This is a genomic window from Pontibacter coccineus (assembly GCF_030546575.1).
GTDB lineage: Bacteria > Bacteroidota > Bacteroidia > Cytophagales > Hymenobacteraceae > Pontibacter > Pontibacter coccineus.
Window position 1 is genome coordinate 487,122 of the sequence record NZ_JAUOTN010000003.1, and the last position, 24,421, is coordinate 511,542.

At 53.8% G+C, this 24,421-nt stretch carries 16 protein-coding genes; 6 read left to right on the plus strand and 10 right to left on the minus strand.

Annotation, left to right across the window (positions count from 1 at the left end; genetic code table 11):
* Positions 1-256 precede the first annotated feature (256 nt).
* Positions 257-2,977: a S8/S53 family peptidase gene (locus Q4E40_RS09280; protein WP_303411644.1), complete on the minus strand. Its 2,721-nt coding sequence runs from the start codon at positions 2,975-2,977 to the stop codon at positions 257-259.
* A gap of 484 nt (positions 2,978-3,461) precedes the next feature.
* On the opposite strand from Q4E40_RS09280, the gene Q4E40_RS09285 reads away from it, so the two are divergent.
* Positions 3,462-6,647 (plus strand): WD40/YVTN/BNR-like repeat-containing protein, encoded by a 3,186-nt coding sequence (locus Q4E40_RS09285; RefSeq protein ID WP_303411645.1) that lies wholly within the window; start codon positions 3,462-3,464, stop codon positions 6,645-6,647.
* 146 nt (positions 6,648-6,793) lie between these two features.
* Here the strand turns inward: Q4E40_RS09285 and Q4E40_RS09290 are convergent, their stop codons facing one another.
* Positions 6,794-7,267 carry a hypothetical protein gene (locus Q4E40_RS09290; RefSeq protein ID WP_303411646.1) on the minus strand — a complete coding sequence of 158 codons (474 nt, stop codon included), beginning with the start codon at positions 7,265-7,267 and terminating at the stop codon, positions 6,794-6,796.
* Positions 7,268-7,438: 171 nt separating this feature from the next.
* On the opposite strand from Q4E40_RS09290, the gene Q4E40_RS09295 reads away from it, so the two are divergent.
* On the plus strand, positions 7,439-7,981 hold the full coding sequence (locus Q4E40_RS09295) for a PepSY-associated TM helix domain-containing protein (protein WP_303411648.1): 543 nt from the start codon (positions 7,439-7,441) through the stop codon (positions 7,979-7,981).
* 5 nt (positions 7,982-7,986) lie between these two features.
* Positions 7,987-10,398 (plus strand): TonB-dependent receptor plug domain-containing protein, encoded by a 2,412-nt coding sequence (locus Q4E40_RS09300; RefSeq protein ID WP_303411650.1) that lies wholly within the window; start codon positions 7,987-7,989, stop codon positions 10,396-10,398.
* Positions 10,399-10,416: 18 nt separating this feature from the next.
* On the opposite strand, the gene Q4E40_RS09305 is transcribed toward Q4E40_RS09300, so the two are convergent.
* Positions 10,417-10,998, minus strand: a complete 582-nt coding sequence (locus Q4E40_RS09305) for a hypothetical protein (protein WP_303411651.1) — start codon at positions 10,996-10,998, stop codon at positions 10,417-10,419.
* A 196-nt stretch (positions 10,999-11,194) separates the two neighbouring features.
* Positions 11,195-14,131, minus strand: coding sequence for a WD40/YVTN/BNR-like repeat-containing protein (locus tag Q4E40_RS09310; protein ID WP_303411653.1), 2,937 nt, complete (start codon positions 14,129-14,131; stop codon positions 11,195-11,197).
* 285 nt (positions 14,132-14,416) lie between these two features.
* Here Q4E40_RS09310 and Q4E40_RS09315 point away from each other — a divergent pair, with 285 nt between their 5' ends.
* Positions 14,417-15,181 carry a ThuA domain-containing protein gene (locus Q4E40_RS09315; protein WP_303411655.1) on the plus strand — a complete coding sequence of 255 codons (765 nt, stop codon included), beginning with the start codon at positions 14,417-14,419 and terminating at the stop codon, positions 15,179-15,181.
* A 72-nt stretch (positions 15,182-15,253) separates the two neighbouring features.
* Positions 15,254-16,228, plus strand: a complete 975-nt coding sequence (locus Q4E40_RS09320) for a YpdA family putative bacillithiol disulfide reductase (RefSeq protein WP_303411656.1) — start codon at positions 15,254-15,256, stop codon at positions 16,226-16,228.
* Here Q4E40_RS09320 and Q4E40_RS09325 read toward each other — a convergent pair.
* From Q4E40_RS09325 to fabG, 6 genes are all read right to left on the minus strand, one after another.
* Complete coding sequence (locus Q4E40_RS09325; protein ID WP_303411657.1) at positions 16,218-16,775, minus strand: hypothetical protein; 558 nt, start codon at positions 16,773-16,775, stop codon at positions 16,218-16,220. The genes Q4E40_RS09320 and Q4E40_RS09325 overlap by 11 nt on opposite strands.
* 18 nt (positions 16,776-16,793) lie before the next feature.
* Complete coding sequence (locus Q4E40_RS09330; RefSeq protein ID WP_303411658.1) at positions 16,794-18,077, minus strand: LVIVD repeat-containing protein; 1,284 nt, start codon at positions 18,075-18,077, stop codon at positions 16,794-16,796.
* Positions 18,078-18,187: 110 nt separating this feature from the next.
* Entirely contained in the window at positions 18,188-18,856 is a 669-nt protein-coding gene (locus Q4E40_RS09335; protein WP_303411659.1) for a pseudouridine synthase, read from the minus strand.
* A 238-nt stretch (positions 18,857-19,094) separates the two neighbouring features.
* On the minus strand, positions 19,095-19,706 hold the full coding sequence (locus Q4E40_RS09340) for a GNAT family N-acetyltransferase (RefSeq protein ID WP_303411660.1): 612 nt from the start codon (positions 19,704-19,706) through the stop codon (positions 19,095-19,097).
* A 21-nt stretch (positions 19,707-19,727) separates the two neighbouring features.
* Positions 19,728-21,809 (minus strand): vWA domain-containing protein, encoded by a 2,082-nt coding sequence (locus tag Q4E40_RS09345; RefSeq protein WP_303411662.1) that lies wholly within the window; start codon positions 21,807-21,809, stop codon positions 19,728-19,730.
* A gap of 193 nt (positions 21,810-22,002) precedes the next feature.
* Positions 22,003-22,749, minus strand: a complete 747-nt coding sequence (fabG, locus tag Q4E40_RS09350) for a 3-oxoacyl-[acyl-carrier-protein] reductase (RefSeq protein WP_303411664.1) — start codon at positions 22,747-22,749, stop codon at positions 22,003-22,005.
* A 277-nt stretch (positions 22,750-23,026) separates the two neighbouring features.
* On the opposite strand from fabG, the gene Q4E40_RS09355 reads away from it, so the two are divergent.
* On the plus strand, positions 23,027-24,361 hold the full coding sequence (locus tag Q4E40_RS09355) for a M23 family metallopeptidase (protein WP_303411666.1): 1,335 nt from the start codon (positions 23,027-23,029) through the stop codon (positions 24,359-24,361).
* The last annotated feature ends 60 nt before the right edge of the window (positions 24,362-24,421 follow it).

Consider the following 24,421-nt stretch of genomic DNA (forward strand, 5'->3'; position numbering starts at 1 on the left):
ACTGCTGCTAGCAATCTATCAAGGTATGTGCCAAGGCGGTTTATACCTGTTTTGCCTGTCATTCTGTCACAAGTAATTGCGCCGGGATTCCTTTTGTCGCTCTTACGGGAACGGAAATCCAATGATCAAGACATATTTGCCTGCACACAGGTATAGCGGTGCAAGGCCGTAAAACTTATACCTGTTATTTGGCGCCGCTTGCACATAAAAAAGCCCTCACATCGGAGGGCTTTTTTAGATCCTGTTCAGGTAATCTCTAGCGTGCGATCACCATCTTCATGGTCGATGTTTTTCCGTTTGTGTTGATGCGGTACAGGTATGTTCCACTCGGGAGGGTGCTGCCATCGAATTTCACCTCATGGTTGCCAGGCTGCTTCGCTTCCGAAACAAGTGTTCTGATCTTCTTGCCCATGATGTCCATCACCTCCATCGTCACGAAGCCTTCGTTCTCCAGGCTGTATTGGATGGTAGTGGTCTCGGCGAAAGGGTTTGGGTAGGCGATGGTTTTCGTGTGGGTCGCTTCTGCCATCTGTATAGCCGAGGCGCTTGCAGCGGCCAGTTCGTTCCAGCCGTTGAAGGTGCGCGTCACGATCACGGCAAATTCAGCGCGGGTCACGTTTGCTTTTGGCTTAAAGGTGGCGTGCAGCACTGGCTGCAGGTCGTGTGGCCCCTGCGTGACAGCGTAGAAAGCATTGATTAGGTTCAGCTCCAGTGCCACGCTCACGTAGCCTTCCAGACCGGCAGGTATATCCCTGGCGTCTTCTATCGGGTAAGTGGTGCCGTTGAGCGTTACGGTTGGCGCAGTGCCATTTCGTTTAATCGCCTCAGCTTCCTGGCCAAGCGCCTGCACCAGCGAGTAAGCGAGGCTCGCTCTGCTCACGGTGCCGGTTGGGCTGAATTTGCCGGCAGCGGTCGGCGTCATCAATCCGTTGAGGGTATGGAAACCGTCCCGCATGGCAGCGCCTTTTGCCGTAACTGATTCTGCCAGCAGTTTCTGTCCTGCCGCCACGTCAGTGAAAGAAACCGCTCCGTTCGTCGGGATATACTGCCGTACGCCTTGGCCCATCATCAGGTAATCGGCCAGCTCGATGCGCTTCAGCAAGGCATCCGGCTTATAGGTGCCATCGCTGAGGCCATCCACTAACCGATCTCCAACGGCCATTTCTATGGCCGACCGGGCAGGGTGACTGGCAATGTCGCTCAGCCCTGAAGTGCCCAGAGTCTGTGTTTGTGTAATTTTTACGTCCATCGTTTCCGGGAAGGCTACGCCCTGCAAGCCATATACGACTGCTTTCCACTGGCCGGCCATGGGGTTTGCAACCGTAACCGAGCGGTCGGTATACAAGGTAAATAGGGCGGAGATACCCGAGCCATAGGTGGTGCCGTCAGGGGCAACCAAACGCAGGCCAACTGTGTTACCCGTTTCGCCAAGCAGGCCTGTTGCATACATCTTGGCTTCTATACCTGTCACGCCAGGGGCTACATCAAATGTGCTTTCGTTCGTTGCGGCAGTTGCCGGGTTGTAGGCGATACGCATGGTCTGTTCTGCGGCCGAGGAGTTGATGTTGCTGTTGAATTTTCTGGTGATATTCAGCTGAGAGCCAAAGGACGTGTTTCGGAAGATATGATCCACGGCGGCATAAGCGTTCACGTAGCCTGCGCCCACCTCCCAGGGCTCACGGCCCGGTATGTTGGTGGCGGTCTGCTGCAGAATTGACTTTACCTGGTCCGGTGTCAGGGCCGGGTTCGCTTCCAGCATAAGGGCGACGATGCCTGCCACGTGCGGGGTGGCCATGGAGGTACCGCTCATGTGGGTGTAGAAGGGTACCTCGGCGGGCTCAAGTGTTTCCACGTCCTGTTGGGCTGCAAGAGAAGCGACAGGGCCAATCACTCTGGTGGAAACTACGTCCACGCCTGGGCCAACGATGGTTGGTCTGTTCTCAACTGTCCAGATTTTGCCATCATAGGTCAGCGTCTCTTTGTGGTTCTTCACACCTCTGGATGAGAAGTCGGCCAGCCTGCCGTAGCGATCGCCGGCGCCAACAGAGATCACCCAGGGGGCGATGGCGTAAGGGTTATGCGTATCGGAACCCGGGCCTTCGTTGCCGGCGGCAAATACTGAGATGATGTTCTTTTTGTAAGCGGCCAGCGAGGCCACGTTCACAGGGTTGTTCACATCAAAGGGGCCCGATGAACCCCATGAGTTGCTGATGACGCGGATGCCATAACGCGCCTGGTTCAGCATGACCCAATCATAGGCGCCCAGTGCGTCCAGAATAAAAAGCGCTCCTCCTGAGCCATAACCGATCAGGTCAGCTCCGGTTGCCACGCCCGCATACTTGCCTTTCGACATAGTGCCCAGGCCCCCTACAGAGCCGGCGCAATGCGTGCCGTGGCCGGAGTTGGTGTCGGTGTTCGGCACATTCTCCAACCAAACAGGTGGTAGCAGGGCCGAAAGGCTGTTCAGGTTGGTAGTGCCCAGTACGTTCTGCTTCAGGTTTTTGCCTAGTTTCAGGTCCTCGTGGGTGCCGTCAACGCCGCTGTCATTTATAACGACTGTCACACCCTTTCCTGAAACCGGGAGCCCGCCGTTTCTGGTCGTCATCTCCATGTCGTTGCGGAGACGCTGCACACCTGTCAGGTGCGTGTCGTGGTGGTTAAAGTAGGTCAGCTTTTTATTGAGGTAGATAGAGCGTACCTGCGAGTTTCTGGCCAGGGCATCTACCTGCACACTGGTTGCCAGCACGCCGACAATGGGCAAGGTCTGCAAAGAGACACCAGTCGTGATGCCGAGTAGCTTTAACGATAAAATGTTGGTGGTGCTCGGCGCTTTATCTCCGTGGAAAGTGACGATTACCTGCTGTGGCAGTAGCGACGACTGCAATGCCTGCCGCAACTCGGGGTCGACGGTAGCTTGTGCAAACGCACTACTTGCAAGGAAGAATAGTGCGGCAACCAATGTAAAGAATCTGTTCATAGGTGAGCTGTTTTTGGTTAGAAATGGCACTGAAATAGAATAGTAGAGAGCGTGACTATTCTATCATCAGTGATTATCAGCTTTATACTTGGTTTGTACTATATTGTTTTGTGTTAAATTGTAAAGAATAAGAATTTTAAAAAAGGTGCCAATTCAATGGTTAAACACCTTGTTTTCAATCTGTAAATCGAGCTGTAGATTTCCATAATATATAAATATAACATGCTATGATAAGGAGAATAGTGATGGTATTAAAGTAAGAAATAATTGATATTTTTGTATTGTTTTGGAGTAAAATACAGGTAAGGTAGTGTCGTGTGAAAAAACGCGCACCTTGTACAGCCTCTCCCCGTGGAATTCATTTCTCTTGCACACGCCTTTAGAGGGTATAACTTGCCAGCGGCCCTTATTTGGTATTCTGGCTAAACTTTCCTAAATCATTAGCCCAAACAAACTGATCTGTAATCTTTTCGCTCACCTTTACATGAAAAGCACCTTTCTTAGAACAGGCACCACGGCTTGCCTGCTGCTGGCACTGACCTTGTCTTCGCCAGAGGCGATGGCCCAGAAACAAAAGCCGCGCAGTAGCAAGCAAAAAGAAACTGCGGCACCCTTTGATGCCAAACTTTACAATGGCGTGACCTGGCGCTCCATTGGTCCCTTTCGGGGCGGTCGTTCGGCAACCGTAACGGGCGTGCCCGGTAAACCAAATCTGTATTACATGGGCACCGTGGGCGGGGGCGTCTGGCGCACCTCCGATGGCGGCTCCACCTGGGAAAACATATCGGACGGTTTCTTCGGCGGCTCCATTGGCGCCGTGGCGGTGAGTGAGGCCGACCCCAATGTAATGTATGTCGGAGAAGGGGAGAAGACGGTGCGCGGCAACGTGTCGTCGGGCCACGGTATGTGGCGCTCAGTGGATGCTGGCAAAACCTGGGAGCAAATCGGGTTGAAAGACTCCAAGCACATTGGCCGCATTCGCATCCATCCGCAGAACCCGGACATCGTGTATGTGGCGGTGATGGGTGATCTGTACAAATCGCATGAAGAACGTGGTGTGTTCAAGAGCACCGACGGCGGCAAGACCTGGAAGAAGACCTTGTTTGCCAACAAAGACGCCGGTGCCGTGGACCTGATCCTCGATCCGAACAACCCGCGCCACCTATACGCCACCACCTGGAATGTGCGCCGCAACCCGTATAGCCTTTCTTCCGGCGGACCTGGTTCGGGCATTTGGAAAAGCACCGATGGCGGCGATACCTGGAAAGACATCTCGAAGAATGAAGGCCTGCCGAAAGGAACATTGGGCATAATCGGGGTGACCGTTTCGCCAGTGAATTCCAACCGCGTTTTTGCCATGGTAGAGGCGGAGGAAGGCGGCTTGTTCCGCTCCGACGACAGCGGCCTGACCTGGCAGAAGGTGAACGACGACCGCAACCTGCGCCAGCGGGCCTGGTACTATACCCGCGTGTATGCCGACCCGAAAGACGAGGACGTGGTGTACGTGCTGAACGTGGCCTACCACCGCAGCAAGGATGGCGGCAAGACCTTTAGCTCCGCCTACGCGGGTCACAGCGACCACCACGACCTGTGGATCGCACCGGAAAACCCTTCCCGTATGGTGATCGCCGATGACGGTGGCGCACAGGTGACTTCTGACGGCGGCATGAACTGGAGCACCATGAATAACCAACCAACCGGCCAGTTCTACCGCGTAGTCACCGACAACCATTTCCCGTACCGTATCTACGGCGCGCAGCAGGACAATTCGACCGTGCGCATCAGCCATCGCTCCAACGGGTATAGTATTACAGAAAATGACTGGGAGGAAACTGCCGGATCGGAGAGTGCGCACCTGGCGGTAAACCCGGAGAACCCGGAAATTGTGTACGGCGGTAACTACGGCGGCTTTCTGTCGCGGGTGGACCACAGCAACGGGCAGGAGCGGGTGATCAATGTATGGCCGGACAACCCGATGGGCCATGGCGCGGAAGGCATGAAGTACCGCTTCCAGTGGAATTTCCCGATCATGTTTTCGCCCAACGACCCGAAAAAACTCTACACCACGTCCAACCACGTGCACGTGACCTACAACGAGGGGCAGTCGTGGGAGACCATCAGCCCGGACCTGACGCGAAACGACTCAACGAAGCTTGGTCCATCCGGCGGTCCGATCACCAAAGACAACACGAGCGTAGAATACTACGGCACCATTTTCGCCATCAGCGAGTCGCCTGTGGAGCCGGGCGTGATCTGGACTGGTTCTGATGACGGCCTGCTGCACGTGACCCGCGACAATGGCAAAAACTGGACAAAAGTGCAGCCGAAAGGCATGCCGGAGTGGATCCAGATCAACAGCATCGAGGCCCACCCAACCCAGAAAGGCGCCGCCTATGTGGCCGCCACCATGTACAAGTCCGGCGACTTCAGCCCCTACCTATACAAGACCACCGACTATGGCAAGTCCTGGACGAAGATCACGGCAGGTATACCGGGTCACCACTTTACCCGCGTTGTGCGCGCCGATCCGAAGCGGCAGGGGTTGCTGTACGCCGGCACAGAATACGGTATGTATGTGTCGTTCAACGACGGGCAAAGCTGGCAGCCCTTCCAACTGAACCTGCCGATCGTGCCGATCACGGACCTCACCATCAAGAACGACAACCTGATTGCCGCCACGCAGGGCCGCAGCTTCTGGATCATCGACGATCTGACGCCTTTGCACCAACTGAACCAAGGTATAGCCAACAGCAAGTTTCACCTGTACAAGCCGCTGGATACTTATAAAATGGACGGTGGCAGTCGCGGTCTTTCTAAAACAGCGGGCGAGAACCACCCGGGAGGTGTGATGGTGCACTTCTACCTTCCACAGAAACCCGACTCGGCGACGGTGGTGCAGCTGGAAATCATGGACCAAAACGGCAAACTGATTCGCAGCTACGTGAGCAATGCCAAAGAGAAGAAGGACAAGCTGGAGGTGAAGGAAGACTTGAACCGCTTCGTGTGGGACATGCGCTACCCGGAAGCCAGCAAGTTTGACGGCATCATCCTATGGGGTGGTGGTCTGCAGGGGCCGAAGGCTATACCTGGAACCTACAAAGCAAAACTCACGGTGAACAAAGAAAGCCAGGAAACGGGCTTCACCATACTGCCGGACCCACGCACCAAAGCTACGCCGGAGGACAGAGCGGCACAGTTTACCTTCCTGAACGAGGTGCGCGAAAAACTCACCGAAACGCACGACGCGATCAAAGACATCCGCACCATGCGTGCGCAGCTGAACACGCTCAAAGGCAACCTGAAAGGGCAGGAGAATTACAAAGACGTAGTCGAGTCTGCCACCGTCATCGACAAGAAGATCACGGCCATTGAAGAGGCGCTGTACCAGACCAAGAACCGCAGCGGCCAGGACCCGCTCAACTACCCAATCCGCCTTAATAACAAGCTGGCGAACCTGGTGGGGCAGGTGAGCACCGGCGACTTCCGCCCAACCAATCAGGCCTATGCCTTCAAGCAGGAAATCACAGCCCAGATCGATGAGCAGTTGAATCTGTTCAGGCAAGTGCAGGCGCAGGATGTGCCGGCCCTGAACAAATTAGTGAAGGAGAAAGGCGTGGATGCGATCTCAGTGAAGAAAGCAGCGGCAGCTCCGGCAACAGGCTCTTTATAAGGTATAGTTATACCTGAGAAAACGGAAAGCCCTGCCAGCAATGGCAGGGCTTTCTTGTTAGAATAAATTTACGTTCCTCGGTTCCTGGCAAATTTCTCAAACAGGCAGAGCTTTACGGTTGCTACAGGTATAAAACAGGAAAGCACCTACTTCTTCTTCTCCACCACCAAAGCCGCTTTTTGCACTTCGCCTTCGTGGGCCTGGCCGGGATACGGTTTTACACCTTTCAGGGTGAAGGTATAGTTAACGCCGCCGACCTCTGCCGCCAGGGTATGGGTTTCTCTGGCGCCATCGGTTCCGCAGTCGCCGATGCAAAGCGTAATGTTCTCGTTCGCGCCCTGGCTGTTGGAGGCCCGCAGCGCAACAGTGGCGTTACCCGCCGTCACACAGGTAACATCAATCGGGCAGCGGGAATCCTGGATACTTTTCAGAGCAACGATCAGGCGGCGGGGAACACCCTCGCCGTACATCGTAATTTGCCCATACTGCTGCAGGAGCGCCTCCTGTCCAAACTTCAGGTCGCCGTCTTCTTGCTTGGAAGAGGCGACTTCGTGTACTTCTTCTGGCTGACACTCGGTGAGGAGTGCCAAAGCAAGCAGAGGATAAAACAGTTTAATCATATATTTATTGGTTAATCAACCTTAGGAGCCCATAAAACGGAGAATGGTTGCAATTAGTACGCAAATTTTAAAGACTAGTGTCGCCACATTGTTTATCTGCCGCAATTGTTGGATATTGGGCTTCCATACCTATCCTAACCTATTTACGTGAGTACCAGTACTGCTACCCTTGTGAAACAGAAAGTAAGGACGCTTGCCGACCGGCTGCGAAACTTTCGGACTTACCACCGCTACCTGGGGCTCTTTATGGGCGTGTTTATCCTGATCAGCAGCACGACAGGTATACTGCTGGGCTGGAAAAAAGATGTGGACCTGCTGCAACCGCCCACTCAAAAAGGCGCCAGCACAGACCTGCAACAGTGGCTGCCGCTGGCTGAGTTGTCAGCACGATCGCTTGCTGGTCTGGATTCTGCGCAGGCGATCAGCAACAACCCCATCGACCGCATCGAAGCCCGCCTGGATAAAGGCATCGTCAAAACCATTTTTACGGAAGGCAGCTGGGAAGTGCAGCTGGATGCGAGCACCGGCAAAGTGTTGTCTGTCGCCCGCCGCCACTCCGACTGGATCGAGAAAATACACGACGGCTCCATCATCAGCGATCTTTTCAAACTTATTTCCATGAACGTACTGGGCCTGGGGCTGCTGATCCTCTCCGTCACAGGATTCTTCCTGTGGTTCTACCCACGGCAGATCAGAAAGATCAAGAGCGAGTAAGCAGCATGAAAAAGAGACTGTACTTGTTGGGATGGCTCTGCCTGCTCAGTTCTTCCGCGTTCGCGCAGGTCCTGACTGTGAAGGACCAGGTTTCGCAGCAGCCGCTGGAAATGGTGCAGCTCTCTGGCAAACAATCAACACCGACAAATTTTACGGACAGCAAAGGAAAAGTAGATGTCAGTCCTTTCAAGGGACTTGATAGTATAGTGGTGCGCCTGGTGGGCTATGATCAGAAGGTGTTGTCGTACAGTCAGTTTCAGCGTATGGGCTTTCAGCTATACCTGCGCGAGAACAAAATTGCCCTGAGCACGGTGGTCGTTTCGGCGACCCGTTGGCAGCAGGATGCCAAAGAAGTGCCGCAGCGCGTGAGTACCATTCGCCCAAAAGATGTGCTGCTGCAGCAGCCACAGACAGCCGCCGATATGCTGGGCCAGTCAGGGGAGGTGTATATCCAAAAAAGTCAGGGCGGAGGCGGCAGTCCCATGATCCGGGGTTTTGCCACTAACCGGGTGCTGATCGCAGTGGACGGCGTGCGCATGAACACGGCCATCTTCCGGAGCGGCAACCTGCAGAACGTCATCTCACTCGATCCCTTTGCCACGGAAAGGACAGAAGTGCTGTTCGGTCCGGGCTCTGTCATGTATGGCAGCGATGCGATTGGTGGTGTGATGAACTTCTATACCTTGTCTCCGAAGTTTGCGACTGACGCTGCGCCGCTTGTAAAAGGAAACGCCGCCGTGAGGTGGTCGTCTGCTAACAACGAGAAGACCGGCCACCTGGACCTGCGCTACGGCCTGAAGAAGTGGGCCTTCCTGACCAGCGCCACTTACAGCGACTATGGCGATCTGAAGATGGGATCACACGGGCCGGATGATTATTTGAGAAAAGAGTATGTGCGCACCCATAACGGACAGGATGAAGTGCTCACAAACGCTGATCCGGAGCGGCAGGTATATACCGGTTACGACCAGCTATACCTGATGCAGAAGATCAGGTATAGGGCGAGCGACAATTGGGAACTGCAGTACGGCTTCCATTACTCCACCACTTCCGACGTGCCCCGCTACGACCGCCTCACGCTTTACCGCAACGGGACGCTCCGATCTGCGGAATGGTACTACGGTCCGCAGGTATGGGCCATGAATCACCTGCAGGTAACGCACCGGGCAAACAACAAACTCTTTGATCAGCTGAACATCGGATTGGCGCACCAGCTGTTTGAGGAGAGTCGCCACAACCGCGACTTAGGAAAAGCGATCCGGTACAACCGCTACGAAAAAGTAAACGCCTACTCCGCCAACCTCGACTTCGAAAAAGCGCTTGGGCAGCGGCACCACCTGTTCTACGGTCTGGAAACGGTCATGAACAAAGTACACTCCACTGGCACCGACCAAAACGTAAATACCAGAGCTGTTGCACCTGGCCCTTCACGCTACCCGGACGGTGCCGACTGGAGCTCGCATGCCGCTTTCCTGACTTACCGTTTCAAAGCAGGCGAGAAACTCACCGTGCTGACAGGAGCCAGGTATAACCACATTCTGCTGCATGCGAACTTTGACAAGCGTTTCTATGATCTTCCTTTCACCTCCGCCGACATCAACACCGGGGCTGTGACCGGAAGTGCGGGGCTGGTGTATAGTCCTGCGCCTTCCTGGCAGCTGAGCACCAATTGGTCTACCGGTTTCCGCTCTCCGAATGTCGATGACGTCGGCAAGATATTCGACTCGGCACCGGGGCTGGTGGTAGTGCCCAATCCGGATCTGAAACCGGAGTATGCTTACAATGCGGACCTGGGGGCGGCCAAGACCTTTGGGGAGGTGCTGAAACTGGACGCCACCGTTTTCTATACCTACCTGCAGGATGCGCTGGTGCGGCGAAACTATACCTTGAACGGCAACAGCAGTATCGAGTACGAAGGAGAACTGAGCCAGGTGCAAGCAATTCAGAACGCCGCCTTTGCCAGGGTATGGGGTGTGCAGGCAGGTATGGAACTGAAGCTCCCCGCTGGCTTTGGCCTCGCTGTCAGGTATAACGTGCAACACGGTCGCGAGGAACTGGACAATGGCACCGAGGCACCTTTGCGACATGCTGCTCCAACTTTCGGCACTACCCGTTTGACTTATACCCGCAACCGATTCAAAGCAGACCTCTACGCCGTGTATAACGGAGCGATCCGGTATAACCGGCTGGCACCGGAAGAGCAGGACAAAGCCTATCTGTATGCCGCTGACGGAAACGGGAAGCCCTACAGTCCGGCCTGGGCCACGCTCAACCTGAAGGCACTCTACCAACTGACCCAACACCTGTCGCTGAGCGCAGGTATAGAGAACATCACCGATCAGCGTTACCGGCCCTACTCCTCAGGTATAGCGGCAGCGGGCAGAAATGTTGTGCTGTCGGTGCGGGCTACGCTCTGAGGACGTGGTACCTAGTAGTTACCATTTCGCATTTTTCAGGGTAAGGCCTACAGCAGCCAGTCGCTGGCCACCATGAAAGCTTTGAACAGAACCTCTCAGTCCGAACGTCAGACGCTGTTTTACCTTCACATCCAGGTTAAGCGCCAAAACATAGCCTGCCTGTAACCCATTGCGGGAGCGCATATCGGGCTGAAACTCCGTAATACTGCCCTGTCCATTATAGTGAATATGGAGTCCACGCAGTTCCCGTTCGCTCGCATACCTTAATACGGGCCCCGCGGCAGGGTATAGCTGGACGGGGCCAGCGTTAATGAACAGGTTATATGAACCCTCCAGGGCAACTCCATTCGACTTTTGAAACGTTTCGTACCCCGCAGCCCAGCGACGGGTCTGCTCAATGTAAGTGCCAGTTGCCAACACCTCAAAGCCTGATCGCCTGGAGATCTGTGTTTGCATCCCACCCATAAACCAATGACCGGGTATATCGCCGTTCCCGGCATACACGATGCCATAGCCAATTTTAGGAGTCCACTTGTCCTGTGCTATTACGGTATGCGAAGACCAGAAGAGAAGTGCGAACAGTAGAATTTTGATTTTCATAAGCGGGAGTTTTTAGTCGTTAGAGATGAAAGATGGATGACACGATTTATATATAAAATATAAAATAATTTATAACAATATATGTGCCAGTTTAATAACCTATCTGATAATCAAGGATGGAGGAACAGGTATAAAAAAGCGAAGGCAGCCCCATCGGAGCTGCCTTCGCTTTTTTCAGGTATAGCCGAAGCCAGAATTAGCTTCTGGATCTGCGTTCCTGCGCCTTTAAAGTGAATTCAGAGGTTGATTTGCCGCCGTCGGCTGTCTCTACCTCCACAATGTACTTTCCTGGCTGCAGGTAGATTACTTTGTTGTCGGCGGCTTCTACTTTCACCGCTTCTTCGCCGTCTTTCTTGCTGCCATTCAAGGCTGTTTCGTAGGCTTTCGCGTTAGCCTGGTCTACTGAGAAGTTGTAGGCCACGTAGTTCAAGCCACGCTCATGCTCATCTTTCAGTTCTTTCAGCAACTGCCCTTTGTCCGTCTTGATGCGGATCGTGGCAGTGCCGGCCTGTGCCGTGTAATAAGGGATTTCCAGCGTAGACTCTGCCGGCTCACCCCAGGCTCCCCACGACTGTCCCCAACGCGGGTTGTAATTGGTCGGCTGGAAGGCGAACAAATGTAACTTTTGGCTGCGAATCTCCGGCGTGAGTTGCTGCAGGTGTTCCACATTGGCAATGTAGATCGAGCGGCCGTGCGTGCCTACGATCAAATCGTTGTCACGTGGGTGTACGACCACGTCGTGCACAGCTACGGCTGGCATGCCGTTGCGCATCTGCATGAAGGTCTTGCCACGATCCAGTGAAATGTACAGGCCGTGGTCGGTGCCTACATAGAGCAGGTCAGGGTTCTTTGGATCTTCCTTCACTACGTTGATGGCTTCGGCTGGCAGGTTCGTGCCCAGGCGCTCCCACTTTTTGCCGTTGTCTTCCGATACGTACAGGTAAGGCGTGAAGTCATCCCAACGGTAACCATTGAGCGAGGTATACACCCGGTTTTCGCTGTGGTTAGAAGCTACCACCGTGGACACCCACATGTGCTGCGGCAATTTCTTAGAGATGTTCTCCCAGTTATAGCCACCGTCTTTGGACACATGAACCGCCCCGTCATCAGAACCGGTATAGAGCAGGCCGAATTTCAGCGGGGACTCGTCAATGCTGGTCAGCGTGCCGAAGCCCACGTCGCCTTTCAAACCGCCGTTGGTCAAATCGTCCGAGAGGGTTTGCATCTCCTCGCCCTTTTTCATGGAGCGGTGGAATTTGTTGGAACCGAAGTAAAGGATGTCCTGGTTGTGGCGGCTCAAATGAATCGGGCTTTCCCAGTTAAAGCGGAGCGGTGTTTCGCCCAGCTCATGGCTTGGTCTAACTGAAACCCGCTGGCCGGTGCGCTTGTCCACGCGGGCGTAGTTGCCGTACTGCGAGCCCAGGTATACGGTGTTGTTGTCGCGGAAATCCACCTGCACCATCATGCCGTCGCCACCGCCCAAACGCTGGTATGGGTAGCGGCCGTTCTGGGTCCAGGCGGAGCTGAACTGGTAGTTGCTTGGACCGTACCAGGTGCCGTTGTCCTGCAGACCGCCATAGATGTTGTAAGGTTTCTCCATGTCCACGGCCACGGCGTAGAACTGGCCTACGGAAGGGGAGTTGGCGATGGCCCAGGTCTTGCCGTCGTCGTAGGTGATGTTGAGGCCACCGTCGTTGCCGTTGATGACGTAACCGGGCTTGTCGGGGCTCACCCACAGCGCCTGGTGGTCGGAGTGCACGTTGTCACCCTCAATGTTGCGGAACGTTTTGCCGCCGTCATCTGAGGTCAGGAGGGGCACCCCCAGCAGGTATACCTTATCCGGGTTGTAAGGCGCCACACGCACCACGCCGAAGTAGTAGCCGTAGCTCGAGTACATGTCGTCGATCGGCTTCTCGTGCGTTTTTTTCCAGGTCTTGCCAGCGTCGTCAGAGCGGTAAAGCTCAGCACCTTTCACCGGGGCCTCCGTTGTCACCGCCAATGGGTCGTCCAGGTAAGCAGCCAGCGCGGCCGGTTTGATCTTGCCGCTCTTTACGTCCGCCTTCACCGTCTTGGCGGTATACTTGGCCGGGAAGCGGTTACTGTCGAGGAAGCTGTTCAGGTCCTTGTCGTTCAAGGCCAGGAAAGCCTCCGTCGTCATCCCCTTGAATTGATCCTTCTGCAATTCACCTGCTTTCGGTTCCTTTTTCTCTGCCTGGCGCAGCTCCTGGTTATCCAGGAAAGCATAGATGATGTTCGGGTTGCCCGGGTGAATGTCGAGACCGATACGGCCCACACCTTCAGAAGTCGGGAAGCCGCTGCCCTCGTTCGTCACACGCGTCCAGGTGTTGCCACCGTCCGTTGACTTGTGAATGCCGGAGGTTTTGCCGCCTTCCACGAAATCCCAGGCGCGGCGCTCGCGGTGCCACATGGCCGCGTACACGTTGTTGGGGTTCTTCGGGTCGATCACCAGGTCGATGGCGCCCGTATTATCATCGATGAAGAGCGTCTTTTTCCAGGTTTTGCCGCCGTCCGTGGTTTTGTAGATGCCTCGGTCTTTGTTAGGCGAGTACAGATGGCCTACTGCTGCTACCCATACCGTGTTCGGGTCCGTTGGATGCAGCACGATGCGACCGATGTGGTGCGTGTCGTCGAGTCCCATGTGCTGCCAGGTTTTGCCCCCGTCGGTACTTTTGTATACCCCCACGCCCGAGTATGAGGAGCGGCTGGAGTTGCTCTCGCCGGTTCCGATCCAGATGGTTTGGTTGTTGTTCCAGTCCACGGCGATGTCACCAATCGTCATCACGGCTTCGTTGTCGAAGATCGGCTCAAAGGAGATGCCGTTGTTAGTGGTTCGCCAGAGACCGCCCGAGGCGTAAGCCGCGTAGAAATTGGTGGGGTCTTTCGGGTTTACATCCAGGTCGGTGATGCGGCCACTTTGTACGGTAGGGCCTACGTTGCGGAAGGCCACGTTTTTGACCAAGGAGTTCTGGTCGAGTTGCTGACGCTTTTCGGTTGTCTGCAGCCTTTCTTTGGCGGGTGTGGAGGCCGGCTGCTTGGGTGCTTTCTTCTGAGCCTGCACAGCGCCCCCGCTCAGGGCCACCAGCAGCGCGACAGAAAGTATACGCTTTTGCATTGTGTAGATGTAGGTATAGTTTAGAGTAGATTGTTTGAGTTTCTAAAGCTAAGGAATTGTACCGGATTTTGGAAGAACTCGAAGAGCTGCTAAACATTTGTTATATTAGGTCATGAGTTTCACCCGGCCGAAAAAAAGTATTTTGATCTTGTGCACAGGGATGGCAAAAGGTTGAAGCTTGGTGACAATGGTTTAAGTGAGCCCAGAGTTGCAGATGATTAGGGCAAATAATTTTACGCTTTTTGGTAAGTCTATACCTGTAAATAAGAATCAATACCAAGTCATATGAAAGTCAACCTATTCGCTTATTTGCTGTTGTTGCTTGTATCCGGCAGTTTTCAAGCCTGCGATCGGGCAGATAGTTCTTCGATTTCAAATCCGGGAACAGCGTCTGCCCGCATCCTGATCTTCTCCAAAACAACAGGGTTCCGGCATGCTTCTATACCTGTTGGCAAAGCAGCGCTTAGGAAGCTAGGGCATGAGCATCAGGTAAAAGTGGACACAACCGAAAATGCAGCGTACTTTGTGGCGGATTCGCTGAAGCAGTATCGGGCCGTTGTGTTTCTGAACACAACCCTGGACGTGCTGAACCCGGAGCAGCAAACAGCTTTCGAAAACTACATCCGCGGAGGCGGAGGTTTTGCAGGTGTACATGCTGCCACAGACACAGAGTATGATTGGCCCTGGTATACCAAGCTGGTAGGCGCGCAGTTCGAAAGCCACCCGAAAGTGCAGCAGGCAGTCGTTGCCGTAGCTAAGAGAGATCACCCCGCTACAAAAGGACTTCCTGAGAGATGGGAGCGCACCGACGAATGGTATAACTTCAAAAATCTGAATCCGAAAGTACAAGTACTGGCCAGACTGGACGAGTCTACCTATACAGGGGGCAAGCATGGCGAGCAACACCCCATTGCCTGGTTCCATGCTTATGATGGAGGCAGGGCATTTTATACCGGCCTTGGCCATACTGTAGAAAGTTACAGCGAACCGGCCTTTCTGGAGCATGTTTGGGGAGGCATTGCCTATGCCATGGGAAAAGAGCGTGAGTAAATTCGAGCCACTTGCGTACTACACGTTCACAGGCTTCGGCACACAGCATTAGTTTTTATAATTTACCATATAGTGAATAACACACTCGATATACTGATCGTAGGCGGTGGCCCCATCGGGCTTGCCTGCGGACTGGAGGCAAAAAAGGCTGGCCTGACTTACCTGATCGTGGAGAAGGGCACGCTGGTGAACTCGCTTTTCAACTATCCCTCGCACATGACCTTTTTCTCCACCTCCGACAGGCTGGAGATCGGCGGCTATCCATTTCCCTCCATCCACGCCAAGCCCAACCGGAACGAGGCGCTGGAGTACTACCGCCGGGTGGCCGATACAGGCGCCCTGCACATCAATTTGTTTGAGGAAGTAAAAGAGATTGTGCGGGAGGAAGAGCTATACCTGATCAGCACCAATAAAGCCGGCTACAGGGCAAAGCACGTGATCATCGCGACCGGTTTTTACGACATTCCCAATAAACTCGGTATACCGGGCGAGGAGCTTGACAAGGTGCGGCACTACTACTACGATCCGCATTTCTATTACAAGCAGAAGGTGGTGGTCATCGGGGCCAATAATTCTTCGGCGGACGTGGCGCTGGAAACCTGGCGCAAAGGAGCAGAGGTGACCATGGTGGTGCGCGACGGCGAGCTGGGCCGCATCAAATACTGGACCAAGCCCGACCTAGAAAACCGCATTGCCGAAGGCTGCATCAAAGCCTATTTCAACTCCCGCATCACCGAGGTGCGGGAAGACGAAGTGGACATCCTGACGCCGGAGGGGAAAATAACGATCGCCAATGATTATGTGATGGCCATGACCGGTTACCAGCCGAATTTTGCCTTTCTGGAGAAAATAGGCGTGAAGCTATCGGATGACGTATACCGGCACCCGTTCCATAACCCCGACACCATGGAAACCAATCTACCGGGCCTATACCTGGCTGGCGTGGTGTGCGGCGGCATGGAAACACACGTGTGGTTCATCGAAAACTCCCGGGAGCACGCCGTGAAGATTGTGAAGCATATAGTGGGGGAGCAGGCTAAAACATAAAGCCCAGTTGCACCGACACGCGCTTGAAGTTTATCTTTTGTTCTGACTCGTTGCCTCCCCAGGTATAGACGGTTTCTGCTTTCTGGGTTTTGTAGCCGGCCGCAAAGGTATAGGCGGTGCTATGGCCGCTCCTGACACGGAAGCCCAGGGCCGGGTTAAACATCCAGCCGCCCTTCTTTTTTTCATTGTCAGATTCGTGGCTCAGTAAAGCGGAGCCATACCCGGCATCGATGCTGTAGATCGGGCTAATACGTGTGTCGAATACCTCACCGCGAATACCCACCGCAAAAGGCGTGATCAGGAGGTTGTTATAAAAATCAAATCCGGTGGTGGCGCCTACAGCCAGGAGCCTGTGCAGGCGGAATCCATTGAAAATCTTGACAGAAGGCGCAGCCACAAAATTGTCTATATCACCCTGTTTGTTGTTCCCGTACAGGTAGCCGATCTCGACCGTGCCCCTATAGTGTTTTACAGGCTGTTCTTCAGACTGCGCCATCGTCAGTCCGGAAGTGAAAAAAAACAGGGTGAGCAGGTATAGAAATTTCATAGAGCGGCGATGAGATGATTAGCGTGATACGGGCAGCTTGCTGAGCAGCTTGATGTCTTTCAGGTTGCTGTAGTCGTACTGGTAGAGGCCATCCTGGCCTATCAGCAGCAGGTTGCTCCCCAGCGGGATCACATCAAAGGCATCGTGCTCTTTGAAATGGGAGAGCAGGTTATCGCTCACTTTCAGGTGATCCTTGGCATCAAAGATCTTCAGGCCGTACTTGCCCTCACAGAGGAAGAGTGTTGAGCGGTCTATACCTAGACCGTGCGGATTTTGCATGGGGTAGGTTTTGATAAGCTGCGGACTGCGCGGGTTGCTGATATTGATCACTTCGAGCTGGTTGGTGAAGCCGGCGCAGGCATTGCCCGAGCGTAGCGTCACCCAGGCCAGGTCGCCCTCCACCACCACCGGGTCGCAGCTGTTGACGTGTGCGTAAGTAGACAGGTGCACCGGGCTTGTCGGATTGCTGTTGTCGTAGATGTGCATACCTGTGGTGGAGCCGATGAACAGCTTGTCTTCGTAAGGAAAGATGGTTTCGATGCCCCAGCCCAGCCTGATTTTCTCGCCCTTTTTCGGGCTAGCCATGTTGCTGATATCAAGCACCTGCAGGTCAGAGTTGCTGACGGTATACAAATGATTGCCGGAGATCGTAAACCTTGCCATCGAGCCGCCTTTGCCAGCCGAATTGCTGGGCTGCGCCACGGAAGCGGAAGCGAAGGAAACTCCGTCAAAAGTCATCCAGCCATTGCGCCAGCCCGGACCAGCACTACTACAGTCGGTGCCGGGTGGCTGTGTTAGCTGCGTTTCTTTAAATTCAGAGATGAAGACCGAAGCTGTATCGTTGACCAGCATCCCGAAGTAGGTCGGGAAGACATTTTCAACGCGGTTGATGAGCCTGACATCCAGTGGATTGCTGATGTCAAGGGCCACCAGGTCGATGTAGTTGTCGGCGTACAGAATATTGCCCTTCACTGCCATGTCCAGATTGCCCGGAATAGTGATAAAGCTTAGGAAGCGGGGCGCTCTGGGATTGGAATTGTCGATGATGTGGACCCCTTTGTTTACCTCATTGATGAAAAGGTAGTGCCCTTTGGCGTAGATCTTGCCCGGCTCCCGGAGGGTTTGTGCTGGCGCTACCTCCACAGCACTCTGCAAATTTGCCCGCAGCACGTACACCGGCTCGAATACGGTGAAGGTTAGAGTCGACTCACATTCGTCGGAGCAGGAGCTCAGCAGCAGGGCAGGCAGGAAAAACAGCAGGGCGATGGCTCGCTGTAGTACGGGTAGAGGTCCTTTTTTCATGATAGTCCTTTCTAAATGTGAAGCAATCGGCCTTTATAATCTACAATTATTTGCCTTTTAACTACAGGACCCTGAAACAGATGGAATGGTTGTAAGGTGTTAAAAACTTTCTAGAATTTTTTCTTCCTGCTGGAGTTGTTGCGGCTGTCATAGTGGCGGCCTCCGGTGGATTTGCGTTTGGAGGCGGGATTGGCTCTGAAGCTGCTGCCTGCTGTCAGGCCCTTCAGTTCGGCAATTTCCTCTGCTGTCAGTTCGCGGTACTCGCCGGGTTGCAGCTCGCCCAGGCTAAGCGGGCCAATGGCCGGACGGATGAGGCGAAGGGTCGGGAAGCCCACAGCGGCCGTCATACGGCGCACCTGCCGGTTCATGCCCTGCGAAATCCTGATCTCTACCCAGCTTGTCGGAATGTCTTTCCGGAAGCGGATCGGTTTGGAGCGCTCCCATACCTGTGGGGCCTCTTCGAGCAGACAGGTTTTGGCGGGAGCGGTCTTCGTGTTTTTGATCATGACCCCGCGGCGCAATTCCTCCAGCGCTTCTGCTGTAGGTATGCCATCCACCTGCACCCAATAGGTTTTCTCAATCTTAAACTTCGGGTCAGACAGGCGGTGTTGCAGGGCTTTGTCGTCTGTGAGCAGCACCAATCCCTCACTGTCGTAATCCAGCCGACCGACAGGGTAGATGTCAGGCACGGGCACAAAATCTTTGAGCGTAGCACGGCCTTCCTCGTCCGTAAACTGGGTGAGCACTTCGTAAGGTTTGTTGAGGATGAGGTATTTCAAGTTTAGGAGTTTAAGTGTTGAGGAGTTTGGGAGTTTTGACTTGTAGCGACGTTGATGCGACCTGATCACGCTCGGTCAAAATTTATATGAATTAGGATTAATTTTGTTAACAACCACTTATGAAGAATCTATATTGAGAATCCTGCTAATCCTGTAAATCCCTGGAGTGGGGGGGCTGTAGAAAGATTTGGACTATTAACAATTTAACCAACTAACAATCAGTAATTAACAATCACCCCTATACCTGCTCCGGCTGATGAATCTGGAACTGCAGATCCCATAATTGTTTAAGCTGGTCGTATTCGGGGCGGATGATGGAGTAGAGTACGGAGTCTTCGTTGACACCATCTACCACATAATGTTCCCGGATCACGCCCTCGAGTTGCATGCCGTAGTGCTTCAGCAGTTTGATGGAGGGGATGTTGTAGTCGGCGGCCAGTGCCTCAATGCGGCGCAGGCCCATTTCCTCGAAGCCATAAGCCAGCACGGGCCCCAATGCCTCTTTCATGTAGCCCTTTTGTTTGTAGCTATCCTCCAGCAGGGTATAGCCTACTTCCGCCCGACGGTGACTCACTACCCAGGTATGGAAACCGCAGCGGCCCATCATCGTGCCGGTAGCTTTCTCCAGTATCCTGAAGTTTTTGAAAGAGTGAAAGTACGTGGTAAGGCCCTTGCTGAACTTGTCTTTCTCCTCTGCCAGTTCCTCCGCCGACTTCAGACCCAGGTAAGCCTTTATTTCCTCGTTACTGCAGGCAATGAAAAGGTAATTGCAAATTTCCGGCGTGTACTCGCTCAGGTATAGGCGATCCGTTTCCAGTACGACAGGTTGTGGTGCAGCGGGGCTTTTCATAAACAGAGGTATAGCTTAGGTTTAATAACTTCCATTGTACTTCCGCACGAACCACTCACCGCATACCAGCGCCAGGATCACAAAGAAAAGCCATTTCAGGTCCACCAGGTCGTTGAGCGATTCAGAACTGTAGATCAAATCCTTGTGCTCGGCTTTTAGGATGTCCTGCTCCAGCTGCTCCAGCTGGGCGGGATAATAAAGTTTTGAGCCGGTATTGGCGCCAAGTTGGTACAGCAGGTTGTGATCAGCCACGGCATGCAGGGCCTCCAATTGCTGCTCCTCCACCACAAACTCGCCTTTGTCTTGCTGCAACGAACCGTTGATGCGGGCCGAGGCCGTGTAGGTATAGCGGCCGCCCGGCAGGGTGCCAATGTTCACCCCGGACTGGTTTTCGCCATTGGCAAACTCAAAGGACTTTTCGGCCCCTTCCGTGTCCTTAATCCTGAGGGTGATGTTCTGTCCGTAGATTAGCTCCAGTGCTTCGTTGTAGGCCTCGGCTGCAAACCGGATTTCATCGGAGTTGCTGTATTCGTTGAGCTGCGGGTATACGTTCAGGCGCTTCTTGTTGCGGGGCGCCGTGAGCAGCTGCACCAGGTTGGTGATCAGCTTGTCGTACACAGCAGCATTTTCGTGGGTGGCCGTTTCTGTGAGGCGCCATTGCCAGGTGCCGGAAGCCAGCAACGCTGCGTTGCGTTTGTTGCCCACAGTTTGCACGGTGAGCAGCGGCTTGGTAGTCCGTACACGCCCCACCTGCTGGAATAGCACCGTTTCAGTGTTGGGGTTGAGTTGGTAGTCACCGTAAGGCACTGTGGCCGGCGGGTACTGTTGCAGGCGCTCCGTGGCCTCCTCGGCTACCTTAAAAGTGCTGAAGTTTGGGTTGACCACACTGGTTACCTCATCGGACTGCCCCGGTGTATTGATGCGGATGCCCACGTTGAGCCGGTTGAAATCGCCGATATCGCTTTGCGGACCTACGATGTAGAGAGCAGGTAAATTCTTCTGACGTACCAGGTTGAGCGCTGCCTCGCCACCGGCTGTGCGGCCCGGCAACTGGTGAAGCACCGCTACATCGTAATCTTGCTGCTTGAGCGTGGTCAGGCCAGGTATAAACAGCTCCGTTTCGTAGTTCTCGTTCGACTCGATGGCAGCACGCAGCGCCTTGATATCGGGGTGGGGAGATGCGGCGGCTACCAGTACTTTTATCTTGCCTTTCACCACATCGATGTACGCGCTGCGGGAGTTGTTGAGTTCGGTGAACTCGCCTTGCTGCGGCAGCACTTCCACCTCGTAGTGGCGCTTGCCCAGGCCGCTGGCCATCACCTGAAAAGGCACTTGTTGCAACGGCTGCCCAGCTTTGAGGGTAACGGTTTTGCGCTCGATCACCTTCTTGTTTTCCTTCAGCTGCACCGTAACGGACGTGCCATCGAAACCCTGCTGTTGCAGTTCAGCCTCCAGCGGAAAACGGTTGCCGCTGTAGTTCACCTTATTGTAGCGCAGCGAAGCCATCACGATGTCTTTCTTTGGCACGGTGTCGCCCATGGCCACCGGGTAGATGGTATAGTTAAAATTAGCGTAAGTAGGGGAGGTGCCCTGGTTCACAATCCCATCCGAAAGCAGCACGACACCAGCCAGGTTTTGCTGCTCAAAATCAAGTTCCACCTTGCGGAGCAACTCACTTAAATTGGTCGTCTCTGCATCATATTGTAATGCACTCAGATCCTGGGGAGCCTCCGCATCACCTAAAACACGCACCTCAGTCTGTATACCTTGTTCCCGCAGTTTGCTGCGCAGATTCTGCAATCCCTGTTGCGCCTGCCGGAGCTGCACGGAATCAGAGAACAGCGCCACCGACTGTGAATTATCTACCGCAAACACAATGGTAGGCGACTGCGTGCTGTTGGTGACGTAGCGCACCAGCGGACCGAGCAGCAGGAAGCACAGAAAACTCACCACCACAAAGCGCACCGCCGCCAGGGTATAGTTTATACCTGCCGACCAGGGCGTCCGCTTGCTGTACAGCAGCCAGGCGTAAAGCGCCCCCACGGCCAGGCAAGCCAGGATCAGCCAGGGTGAATAAGTCGTTATGAGGCGGAAGGAGTTCAAAGAAGCTGGAAGGTTAGAAAGTTTAGATTTGGAAAGTAAACTTTGTTAGTTCTAAAGATAAAAGAAAAAGACCAATGCTACTAACGTAAACGCCGCGGCATTGGTCTTTTTATAATGACTAATGATGAATGAATATTGAGTAATGGTGGCTTATTCAATTATTCATTCATCATTAATAATTATTCATTATTTATTACGTCAGCATACCGCCGTCTACCTGCAGCACCTGGCCGGAGATGTACGAAGACTGATCAGAGGCCAGGAAGGCAACGGCATTGGCCACGTCCTCTGGCGTGCCACCACGCTTCAATGGAATTGCTTTTCTCCACTCGTCCACCACTTTCTGGTCGAGTTCGCCAGTCATTTCGGTTTCGATGAAGCCCGGGGCCACGGCGTTGCAGCGGATGTTGCGCGAACCCAACTCCAGCGCCACAGATTTGGTGAAGCCGATGATACCCGCTTTGGAAGCTGAGTAGTTGGCCTGGCCGGCGTTGCCCTTTATACCTACCACCGAAGTGATGTTGATGATCGAGCCGCTCTTGGCGCGCATCATGTGCTTGGTGGCACCTTTCGTTAAAGCAAACACAGATTTCAGGTTGGTATTGATCACCGCGTCCCACTGTTCTTCGGACATGCGCATCAGCAGACCGTCGCGCGTGATGCCGGCGTTGTTCACCAGGATGTCGATCTTGCCGAACTCAGCAACCACATCCTCAACCAGCTTCTCAGCCTGGGCCATGTCAGAGGCGTCGGAGCGGAAACCTTTGGCTTTGCCGCCGTTGGCAGTCAGTTCCTGCTCCAGGGCCTGGCCTTTTTCAACGCTTGAGAGGTAGGTGAACGCTACCTGGGCGCCCATCTCTACCAACTTCTCGGCGATGGCGCGACCTATACCTTTTGATGCCCCGGTTACGAGGGCTACTTTTCCTTCTAGTGCTTTCATAGGGGCCAAAGTTATAAAAGATTTTTTTATTCAGAAGGGCCTCCGCATCCTCCAGTATTATTTGTCTGCAATTTTCTGATAGCTAGCCGGTTAAGGGACGGTAAACGCGATAATGTGCAATTGTGGTTGAGCCCAATAAACGTGTTTGATGCTATATGTTGCTTCTAAAATAGGATTGCAACATATTTATAATCTGAATATTGTATGGTAAATGATTTTTATTTCTATCGGTTAAACCATATTTTCGTGCCATTCTTCCAACCAAAGGTACCTTGTAATGTTCAAACGTAGTGTCGGACTAGCCATCCTGATCGCGGTGTCGATGTTCGTGTTTATCACGGCAGCGCAAACAATCAGCTTCGAAAACTTCCATTTATCACAGGCAGAAAAAGCACCTGAGCCGGCACCCGAACCAGTGGCGAAAGTCAAAAAACCGGCCCCGATCATCTTCGGTATCCCCACCGACACACTCGAAATAGTAGAAGGCACGGTAGAGAGAGGGGAGAACCTCTCGGAGATTCTGGCGAGTTTCAACATCACACCCGTCACCATTGACCAACTGGCCCGCAAATCCAAAAAGATATTCGACGTGCGCCGCATCAACGCAAAGCGCAACTACATCATCCTGCACGCCCAGGATTCCGCCCAGACGGCCCGCTACTTTATCTATGAACCAAACGAGGTAGAATATGTGATCTACGACCTGAACGGGGAACTTGACGTTCGCCTCGAGAAGCGTGAAGTGGAGGTGGTAGAGCGGGCCATTGCCGGTTTTATCGAGAGCTCCTTATTCGAGTCTATCCTGGCTACTGGCGGGTCACCGCAGTTGGTCAACCACTTCGCCGACATTTACGCCTGGCGCCTCAACCTCAGCCGTCTGCAGCCCGGCGACCATTTCAAACTGATTTACGACGAAAAGCAGGTAAACGGAAGTGTGATCGGTTTTGGGAAGATCAAGGCTGCTTATTTTGAGCACGAAGGGAAACCACTTTATGCCATTGCCTTTGAGCAGGAAGGACAGAAAGCAGGCTACTACGACCAGGACGGCAAAAGTCTGAAGAAAGCTTTCCTGAGAGAGCCGCTGGAGTACAGCCGCATCAGTTCCCGCTATACCAAGAACCGTTTCCACCCGGTGCAGAAGCGCTACAAGCCGCACCTGGGCACCGATTTTGCCGCACCGCGTGGCACGCCGATCCGAACAGTGGGTGACGGCGTGGTGCTGGAAGCTTCCTATACCCGAGGTAACGGCTACTTTGTGAAGATCAAGCACAACAAGACTTATACCACCCAATACCTGCACATGTCCAAGTTCGCGAAGGGCATCAAACGCGGCTCCCGCGTCAGTCAGGGCCAGACCATCGGTTATGTTGGCAGCACCGGACTGGCGACAGGTCCGCACCTGTGCTACCGCTTCTGGAAAAACGGCCGGCAAGTAGACGCCCTGAAAGTGAAACTGCCCTCTGCCCACCCGATCGAAAAGAAGTACAAGGATGCTTTCGAGGAAGTGAAGTCTGAGCTGGAGGGCAAACTAATGGCGATCGAGCCCAAAGGCATGCAGCAGGAACTGCTGGCTACGGAGCAACAGAAGAATTTCAATGAAGAAGAGGTATAGCGCTTAAGTTCGAGCGTAACAAAAAAGGGGCGCTGCAAAGCGTCCCTTTTTTGTTTTCTG

Excerpts from the sequence above, each read along its gene's own strand:
- Q4E40_RS09280 (WP_303411644.1), bottom strand. The coding sequence starts at position 2,977 with ATGAACAGATTCTTTACATTGGTTGCCGCACTATTCTTCCTTGCAAGT.
- Q4E40_RS09355 (WP_303411666.1), top strand. The coding sequence starts at position 23,027 with ATGTTCAAACGTAGTGTCGGACTAGCCATCCTGATCGCGGTGTCGATG.
- fabG (WP_303411664.1), bottom strand. The coding sequence starts at position 22,749 with ATGAAAGCACTAGAAGGAAAAGTAGCCCTCGTAACCGGGGCATCAAAA.
- Q4E40_RS09290 (WP_303411646.1), bottom strand. The coding sequence starts at position 7,267 with ATGATTAAACTGTTTTATCCTCTGCTTGCTTTGGCACTCCTCACCGAG.
- Q4E40_RS09340 (WP_303411660.1), bottom strand. The coding sequence starts at position 19,706 with ATGAAAAGCCCCGCTGCACCACAACCTGTCGTACTGGAAACGGATCGC.
- Q4E40_RS09305 (WP_303411651.1), bottom strand. The coding sequence starts at position 10,998 with ATGAAAATCAAAATTCTACTGTTCGCACTTCTCTTCTGGTCTTCGCAT.
- Q4E40_RS09310 (WP_303411653.1), bottom strand. The coding sequence starts at position 14,131 with ATGCAAAAGCGTATACTTTCTGTCGCGCTGCTGGTGGCCCTGAGCGGG.
- Q4E40_RS09285 (WP_303411645.1), top strand. The coding sequence starts at position 3,462 with ATGAAAAGCACCTTTCTTAGAACAGGCACCACGGCTTGCCTGCTGCTG.
- Q4E40_RS09325 (WP_303411657.1), bottom strand. The coding sequence starts at position 16,775 with ATGAAATTTCTATACCTGCTCACCCTGTTTTTTTTCACTTCCGGACTG.
- Q4E40_RS09330 (WP_303411658.1), bottom strand. The coding sequence starts at position 18,077 with ATGAAAAAAGGACCTCTACCCGTACTACAGCGAGCCATCGCCCTGCTG.
- Q4E40_RS09300 (WP_303411650.1), top strand. The coding sequence starts at position 7,987 with ATGAAAAAGAGACTGTACTTGTTGGGATGGCTCTGCCTGCTCAGTTCT.
- Q4E40_RS09315 (WP_303411655.1), top strand. The coding sequence starts at position 14,417 with ATGAAAGTCAACCTATTCGCTTATTTGCTGTTGTTGCTTGTATCCGGC.